Origin of the sequence: Burkholderia sp. KCJ3K979, from assembly GCF_016759955.1 — a bacterium.
Lineage (GTDB): Bacteria > Pseudomonadota > Gammaproteobacteria > Burkholderiales > Burkholderiaceae > Burkholderia > Burkholderia orbicola.
Window position 1 is genome coordinate 1 of record NZ_JACFYV010000272.1, and the last position, 7,967, is coordinate 7,967.

The following is a 7,967-nucleotide window of genomic DNA, read 5'->3' on the forward strand; positions in this document are numbered from 1 at the left end:
CGTCGTGCCACTGGCCGCCGGAATAAAAGCGCACGGCCGCGTGCGCTTGCGGCGCCGCGCCCGCCTCGCGCGGCGCGAGCGGCGCGATGTCGACCGGCGCGTCCGAGCGGCCGATCGCCTCGACCGACGCGAGTTCGGCCACCAGCGGCGTGCCCGGCATCAGGAACGCGTAGCGCTGCCGGTACGCGGCCTCGAACGCCTGCTGCATCGCGGCGACGCTGCCGGCCGGCACGTCGAGCGCCGAATCGGTGCCCTGGTAGCGCAGGTGCACGCGCCGCTCGGTTGCGATCCGCTCCGGCGGCACGCCCTGTTCGAGCAGCGCGCCGATGGCCTCGTCGGCGAGCCGGTCGAGCGCCGCGTTCAGCGCCGGCAGCGATGCGTCGGACAACACGGCTTCCACCGCGCGCTCGCGCATCGCGGTCTGGTCGGCCAGCCCCATCCCGTACGCGGACAGCACGCCGGCGAGCGGATGCGCGAACACCTGCGTCATCCCGAGCGCATCGGCCACGCCGCACGCGTGCTGGCCGCCCGCGCCGCCGAACGTCGTCAGCACGTAGCGCGACACGTCGTGGCCGCGCTGCACGGAAATTTTCTTGATCGCGTTCGCCATGCTGCCGATCGCGATCTCCAGGAACCCTTCGGCGAGCGCCTCGGGCGTCTCGCGCCGGCCGGTCGCCGCGTGGATCTCGTCGGCGAGCGCCGCGAACTTCGCGACCACGCCGTCGCGGTCGAGCGGCTGGTCCGCATGCGGGCCGAACACGCGCGGGAAATGATCGGGCTGGATCTTGCCGAGCATCACGTTGCAGTCGGTCACCGTCAGCGGGCCGCCGCGCCGGTACGCGGCCGGCCCCGGGTTCGCGCCGGCCGATTCGGGCCCGACGCGCAGCCGCGCGCCGTCGAAGCCGAGCACCGAGCCGCCGCCGGCCGCGACGGTATGGATGCTCATCATCGGCGCGCGCATCCGCACGCCGGCCACCTGCGTCTCGAACTCGCGCTCGAATTCGCCGTTGTAGTGCGACACGTCGGTCGACGTGCCGCCCATGTCGAAACCGATCACCTGGCCGAAGCCGGCCGCGCGCGCCGCACGCACCATCCCGACGATGCCGCCGGCCGGGCCCGACAGGATCGCGTCCTTGCCCTGGAACGCATCGGCGCGCGTGAGGCCGCCGCTGCTCTGCATGAACTGCAGGTTCACGCCCGGCATCTCGTGCGCGACCTGCTCGACGTAGCGGCGCAGGATCGGCGACAGGTACGCGTCGACCACGGTCGTATCGCCGCGCGACACCATCTTCATCAGCGGCGACACCTCGTGCGACACCGATACCTGCGTGAAGCCGATGCGCCGTGCGAGTTCCGCCAGCATCCGTTCGTGCGCGGTGTAGCGGTAGCCGTGGATCAGCACGATCGCGAGCGCACGCACCCCGCTGTCGAACACGCGGCGCAACGACGCTTCGGCACCCTGAACGTCGAGCGGCACAACCACGTCGCCGTGCGCACCGACGCGCTCGTCGATCTCGACGACCGTCTCGTACAGCGCGTCGGGCAGCACGATGTCGAGATCGAACAGGCGCGGCCGGTTCTGGTAAGCGATGCGCAGCACGTCGCGAAAACCGCGCGTCGTGGCCAGCGCGGTACGTTCGCCCTTGCGTTCGAGCAACGCGTTGGTCGCGACCGTCGTACCCATCTTCACCATGTCGACCTGCGCGGGCGTGATCGGCTCGTCGGCCGCGAGACCGAGCAGGTGGCGAATGCCGGCCACGGCCGCGTCGCGGTACTGCTCGGGGTTCTCCGACAGCAGCTTGTGCGTGACGAGCGTGCCGTCGGGCCGCCGCGCGACGATGTCGGTGAACGTGCCGCCGCGGTCGATCCAGAATTGCCAGCGCGCGGTGTCGGAGGGAACGGGAGAAAGGTGTCGGTCAGTCATGATGTCGGTCGATGCGTCGTTGATTCGAGGGACGAGCGCCGCCGCACGGCGCGCGTCGCGCGCCGTGTCACGGTGTCGATGAAAGGGGAGGAAACACGCGGGGCCGGCGGCCCCGCCGCTGCCGCCGGTCAGGCGGCGTCGAGTTCGCGGCCGCGAGTCTCGGGCAGCGTCAGCGCGGCGACGATCACCACGCCGTAGGCGGCGACCGCGAAGATGCCGATGCTCGTACCGAGCCCGTATTGCTTCGACAGCGCGCCGATCAGGAACGGGAACAGCGCACCGATCGCGCGGCCCACGTTGTAGCAGAAGCCCTGGCCTGAACCGCGCACGCGGGTCGGGAACAGCTCGGTGAGGAACGCGCCCATCCCCGAGAAGATGCCCGATGCGAAGAAGCCGAGCGGGAAACCGAGCCACAGCATCGATGCGTTGGTCAGGTTCAGCGACGTGTACGCGAACGCGATCACCATCGAGCCGACCGCGAACAGGATGAAGTTCGGCTTGCGGCCGAGGCGGTCGGTCAGGTACGCGCTCGTCAGGTAGCCGACCCACGAGCCGAAGATGATCATCGCGAGATAGCCGCCGGTGCCCATCACCGTCAGGTGCCGCTCGGTCTTCAGGAAGGTCGGCAGCCACGTCGTGATCGCGTAGTAGCCGCCTTGCGCGCCGGTCGTCAGCAGCGCCGCGCGCAGCGTCGTCGTGATCAGCTTCGGCGCGAAGATCTCGGTGAGGCGCGGCGCGTCGGCCACTTTCGCCTGCGCGGCCTTCTCCTTCTCGTAGACGTCCGGCTCCTTCACATAGCGGCGGATCGCGACGACCAGCAGCGCGGGCGCGAGCCCGACCAGGAACAGCGCGCGCCACGCCTGCTCGGCGGGCAGCACCGAGAACAGCAGCGCATACAGCAGCGCGCACAGCCCCCAGCCGATCGCCCAGCCCGACTGCACGAGGCCGACCGCCCTGCCGCGGTCGCGCGCGCGGATCACTTCGCCGATCAGCACCGCGCCGGCCGTCCATTCGCCGCCGAAGCCGAAGCCCATCAGCGCGCGCGCCGCGACCAGCTGGTGGTAATTCTGTGCGAGCCCGCACAGCGCGGTGAACACCGCGAACCACAGCACCGTGAGCTGCAGCGTGCGCACGCGGCCGATCCGGTCGGACAGGATGCCGGCGATCCAGCCGCCGAGCGCCGACGCGAGCAACGTGATCGTGCCGATGAAGCCCGCGTCGGCGAGCGAGATGCCCCAGGTCGCGACGAGCGTCGGGATCACGAACGACAACATCTGCGTGTCCATCCCGTCGAGCATGTAGCCGACCTTGCAGCTCCAGAACGCGCGGCGCTCGCGCGGCTGCGCATCCGCGTACCACGAGAACAGGCCGGTGCGCTCGCGGCTCGCGGGCTCGGCGGCGGGCGCCGCGAGGGTCTTGCTTTCCATGGTGGTACTCCTGTCGTTATGCGCCGATCCAATGGCGTGGGGTGCGGTGTGTCGTCTGTACGTCGCTTACGGGTGGGCCGGCCGGGTCAGAACACGGCCAGCGAGGCATTCGTGATGTCGGTCATCAGCATGTGGCCGGGCGTATGCGCGATCGCGATCGGCAGCTTCGCGTCCATCAGCGCGGTTTGCGGCGTCACGCCGCATGCCCAGAACACCGGCAGCTCGCCGTCGCGGATCGTCACCGCGTCGCCGAATTCGGGCGCGTTCAGATCCTCGATGCCGAGCGCCCGCGGATCGCCGATATGGATCGGCGCGCCGTGCACGCCCGGGAACCGGCTCGTGATCTGCACCGCGCGGATCGCGTCGGCGCCGCGCAGCGGCCGCATCGACACGACCAGCTGGCCGCCGAAGATCCCCGCGCGGCGGTTCGCGATCGACGTGCGGTACATCGGCACGTTGCGACCCTCCTCGACGTGGCGCAGCCCGATCCCTTCGCGGGCGAGCATGTCCTCGAACGAGAACGAGCAGCCGATCGCGAATACGACGAAATCGTCGCGCCACAGCGCGTCGAGCGACTCGACGCGCTCGGTCAGGCGGCCGTCCCGATAGACGTTGTAGCTCGGCACGTCGGTGCGGATGTCGAGATCGTCGCCGAGCGCGTCGATCCGGAACGCGCCCGGTTCGCCGACACCCAGCAGCGGGCAGGCCTTCGGGTTCGCCTGGCAGAAGCGCAGGAAATCGTGCGCGTACGCGTCGGGCAGGATCGCCAGGTTCGCCTGGGCAAACGGGCCGCAATGGCCGGCGGTCGGGCCGCGGAACGCGCCGCGGCGCACGGATTGACGGAATTCGGAAGGCGTCATGAGAGTCGGTCGCAGATCGGGATGGCGTGGCGATGACGGTGATGTGTCATCGGATAGGGCGAAGAATAGAAAGGAAAAAATTTTGTCGCCAACGAGTTTTTTTGCGCCGGTTGTATAGAATTTCTTAACGAACCTGCGGGTTTTCCCCGGTCCCGTTCACTTTTCGTCGCCGGCAAGCTGCGCATCCACTGCCTCGCCCGACCGCCATGAACACGCGTTTTCTCGAAACCTTCGTCACGCTCGCGAAGCTGCGCAACTTCCGCACGACCGCGGCGGCGCTGCACGCGACGCCGGCCGCGATCTCGCAGCGCCTGAAGGCGCTCGAGGACGAACTGCATACGGTACTCGTCGATCGCGACAGCCGCGAATTCCGGCTCACGCCGAATGGCGAATACCTGCTCGGCTATGCGAAAGCCGTGGTCGAGGCGACGCAGGAACTGCAGGCCGCCGCGTCCGGCGAGAGTGCGCTGCGCGGCAAGCTGCGGCTCGGCGTGATCGAGACGGTCGTGCACAGCTGGCTGCCGCACTACATGCGGCGGCTCGCGGCCGACTATCCCGAGCTCGAGATCGACCTGACCGTGGACGTCAGCGTCGTGCTGCAGCGCCGGCTGATGGCCGGCGAGCTCGACCTGATCATCCGTGTGGAAGGCAGCGACGAGGCGTCTGTCGTGTGCGACGCGCTCGCGAACTACCCGGTGCGCTGGATCGCGCGCGCCGGCCTGCTGCCGAATACCCGCGCGGGCCTCGCGCGGCAGGTGCTGCGCCAGCCGATCCTCACCTACGGCCGCGGCACCGCGCCCCATCGCGCGCTGGAGGACATCGTCCGCACGCTCGCGCATGCGCACGGCGTGCCGCTGTCGGAGACGCGCATCACCGGTTCGCCATCGATCTCGGTGATCGTGCAACTGGTGCGTGACGGCTTCGGCGTCGCCGCGATTCCGGTGCTGTTCGTCGATGCGCTGATCGAAAGCGGCGAAGTCGTCGAGCTGCCGCTGCAGCCGTCGCCGCCGTCGATCGTCGTGTCGATGTCGCGGCGGGCGGACGCGCCGCGGTTCGTGCACGGCGCGTCGATCGCGGCGCGTGCAGCATGTCACGAGTATTGCGAGAAGAGCACGCGGTTGCTGGTCGAAGCGCTTTGACTTTGCAGCGGCGGACGACGCGCGTTCGACATCGCCGCATGAATCGCCCACAATCGCGTTCGACGCGTCGCCGCATCGGCGCCGCGCACCGTGAATGACGGCCCGGCCGCCCGGCATTCGTCGCTTCGCATGATCGTGCACCACGAGAAGGCAACATGCAGATTCGTTCCGCTTCGCCCCGCCTGAACCTCGCACGCGTCGTGATCGTCGCGCTGTATGTCGCGTCGCTGCTGCTGCCCGTCGCGGCCGAACCGCCGAACGCGGCCGGCGCGGTGAACTGGTGGCATGGCTATACCGTGCTGGTGCTCGGCCCGCTCGCGATCCTCGACCTGCAATTCGCATGGCTCGGCAACCCGCTGCTCGTCGTCGCGCTGCTCAGGCCGAGTCGTACCGTGTCCGCGCTGCTGGCCGTGGTCGTGGTCTTCGCGCTCGGGTGGCATACGGTCCCGACCGATGCGAACTACGAAACGATCCGCACGTTCGGGGCCGGGTACTACTTATGGATGGCGGTAATGGTGTGCGCCGCCGCGCTGCCGTGGATCGATGCGCGCGGTTCGCAGGATGACGGTGCGCCGAGCCTCGGCGTCGGTGCCGCGGCGGGGGCCGTGCCGACCGGCACCGGCAGCCCGGCTCGACCGGATGCCGCGCCGTCATCGATCCGACCGCCTGCCCGGCAGAGCGGCTGGACCGTGACGGCAACCGACACGCGCATCGAAGCGACCGACGGGACCGGGGCGATGCGCGGCATCGCGCTGTCCGACCTCGGCGCGATCATGATCGAGACCAACGACCAGGGGCCGTTCGCGTCGGATATCTGGTGGATTCTGTTCGATACGAACAAGCAGTTCGCGTGTGCCTTTCCGCAGGATGCCGAAGGCGCGAAGGCGGCGGTCGACCGGCTGCTCGACCTGCCCGGCATCGATCACCGCAAGGTCATCGACGCGCAGACGTCGATCCAGAACGCGACGTTCCCGATCTGGGCGCGCACGGCGGGAGAACCGGCCACGCCGGGAGAAACCGGCGCGACCGCCTGACCGACCGGCAACCGTTACGCGGATGGCCCCGCATGCGGCGGCGTCAGCTTGCCGTCGCCATACTCGCGAAGCACCTGCGAAATCACGACGCGATACCCGTCCAGCCAGCGCGCCTGCTTCGCCTTGGCCTCGAGATGCGCGGGATGCTGCATCAACTGCCCCAGCGCCGCCTCGGATTCCCAGTAATAGACGTTCTGGATCAGGCCGGCTTCCGCGTTCTCCCACGTTTCCTCGCCGAGATAGCCGGGCGTCGCGCGCGCCATGTCGGCGATCTGCCGATCGAGCCGATGGAATTCGTCGTCGTACTGCCCGGCACGGAAAATGAAGGTCGATGCGTACATGCCTGCTCGCTCTGCCACGATTGAAAGAGCGCCAAGTGTACGGCACACGCGGCGTATCGCGAGCGTCAGGCGGCGAGCGGCGCGGCGTCGGCGCGATCGTCGAGCCACGCGTCGATGCGCGGCGCATCTTCATGCACGGTGGCTGCCGGTGCCGGCATCGCCGCGAGCGCTTGTCGCGCCCGTCCCAGCGCCTGCGCGAAGCCACGCAATTCGTGCGTCGCGGGCCGGTCGGCGGCCTGTCGGCGCGCGAGTGCCGCTTCGACGTTCGCGCCGATCAAGGCCAGTTGGGCGTCGATGAAGTCGACGCACAGCGCGCGGCAATGCGCGGAAACCTGCGCGACGGCCAGCAGGACCGGCACGATCGACACGGTCAGGTAGCCGCCGGGCGCCAGCCGCGACAGCGCATGGCTCACCCCCGGCCCGCCGTCGGCCAGCGACGCGAACACGGCGTCGCGCCACACCGCGCGCTCGAACACGAGCGCCTCGCGATGCGCGTCGAGCGCCGCGCGATCCGCGACCTGCCCGGCCGTCACCAGCGGAATCGGAAACACCGATTCATCGGCAAACCGCACATGCCCCGCTTCGACGATGCAGTTCGCGCCCAGCCACGCCGCATCGTCGCGCCGTGCCGCGAGCACGCGTGCCTGCAACCGGTCGGGCAGCATCGGATCGAGCGGCACCGCACCGCAGATCGAAGGCTTGTTCGCATGCACGCCGCAGCGGCCATCGTCGGCCAGCGCCGCGCAACGGCCCAGCGACGGATAGTCGTAGCCTTGCAGCGTCAGCGCGAGCCATTCGCCCTGCACGCCGCCGCCGCGGTGGAACAGCCGGTCCGCCAGCGCGTCGGCCGCGGCGACGTCGTCCGCGTCGAGCACATGCTCGCGCCCGCCCGCCTGCCAGCGTTCGCCGATCCACCGCTTCGGCACGCGGCGAATCGTCAACGCGCCGACGAAGCGATGCCGATGCCGGAAGAGTTCGCGCAACGACAGCGTCGGCGCGCTGTTGCAGCAGCGGCCGCACGCGTTGCACGCGAGCAGGTAGGTGTCTACCACGGCCGCCGCACCGAATCCTGGTAACGCGTGAGGATGAAGCGCGCGACGTCGTCCGAGTGATACGCGGCGACGAGCTGCGCGACCCACGGCTTCGCGCGATCGGCATCGCGCACCGTGAGCACGTTCGCATACGGCGAGCGGGCGTCCTCGAGGCTGATGCTGTCGCGCGCGGGCTGCAGTCCGAAGCGGG

The 7,967-nt window shown here is 69.6% G+C and carries 8 protein-coding genes; 2 read left to right on the top strand and 6 right to left on the bottom strand.

All coding sequences use genetic code 11. From position 1 onward, the window contains the following. From H3O04_RS32050 to H3O04_RS32060, 3 genes are all read right to left on the bottom strand, one after another. On the bottom strand, nucleotides 1-1,924 hold a 1,924-nt coding region (locus H3O04_RS32050; protein WP_272929908.1), incomplete at its 3' end, for a hydantoinase/oxoprolinase family protein. Between the two features lie 128 nt (nucleotides 1,925-2,052). Continuing rightward, entirely contained in the window at nucleotides 2,053-3,351 is a 1,299-nt protein-coding gene (locus H3O04_RS32055; protein WP_006479741.1) for an MFS transporter, read from the bottom strand. Nucleotides 3,352-3,437: 86 nt separating this feature from the next. Further along, nucleotides 3,438-4,211, bottom strand: a complete 774-nt coding sequence (locus H3O04_RS32060; protein ID WP_006479742.1) for a putative hydro-lyase — start codon at nucleotides 4,209-4,211, stop codon at nucleotides 3,438-3,440. 206 nt (nucleotides 4,212-4,417) lie between these two features. On the opposite strand from H3O04_RS32060, the gene H3O04_RS32065 reads away from it, so the two are divergent. Together H3O04_RS32065 and H3O04_RS32070 are read left to right on the top strand one after the other, a co-directional pair. After that, nucleotides 4,418-5,350: a LysR family transcriptional regulator gene (locus H3O04_RS32065; protein ID WP_012338709.1), complete on the top strand. Its 933-nt coding sequence runs from the start codon at nucleotides 4,418-4,420 to the stop codon at nucleotides 5,348-5,350. A 155-nt stretch (nucleotides 5,351-5,505) separates the two neighbouring features. Then, the gene (locus H3O04_RS32070; RefSeq protein ID WP_202589219.1) at nucleotides 5,506-6,384 is read left to right on the top strand and encodes a hypothetical protein; all 879 of its coding nucleotides are present in this window, start codon (nucleotides 5,506-5,508) and stop codon (nucleotides 6,382-6,384) included. A gap of 14 nt (nucleotides 6,385-6,398) precedes the next feature. On the opposite strand, the gene H3O04_RS32075 is transcribed toward H3O04_RS32070, so the two are convergent. The 3 genes from H3O04_RS32075 to H3O04_RS32085 all read right to left on the bottom strand — a co-directional run. Then, nucleotides 6,399-6,725, bottom strand: a complete 327-nt coding sequence (locus H3O04_RS32075; protein ID WP_202589220.1) for an antibiotic biosynthesis monooxygenase family protein — start codon at nucleotides 6,723-6,725, stop codon at nucleotides 6,399-6,401. Nucleotides 6,726-6,790: 65 nt separating this feature from the next. Further along, a complete protein-coding gene (locus tag H3O04_RS32080) occupies nucleotides 6,791-7,777 on the bottom strand; it encodes a YkgJ family cysteine cluster protein (RefSeq protein WP_202589221.1) in 987 nt (328 codons plus the stop codon). Continuing rightward, nucleotides 7,771-7,967, bottom strand: a 197-nt coding sequence (locus tag H3O04_RS32085) for a MetQ/NlpA family ABC transporter substrate-binding protein (RefSeq protein WP_237666513.1), incomplete at its 5' end; no start/stop codon positions are given. The genes H3O04_RS32080 and H3O04_RS32085, both read right to left, overlap by 7 nt.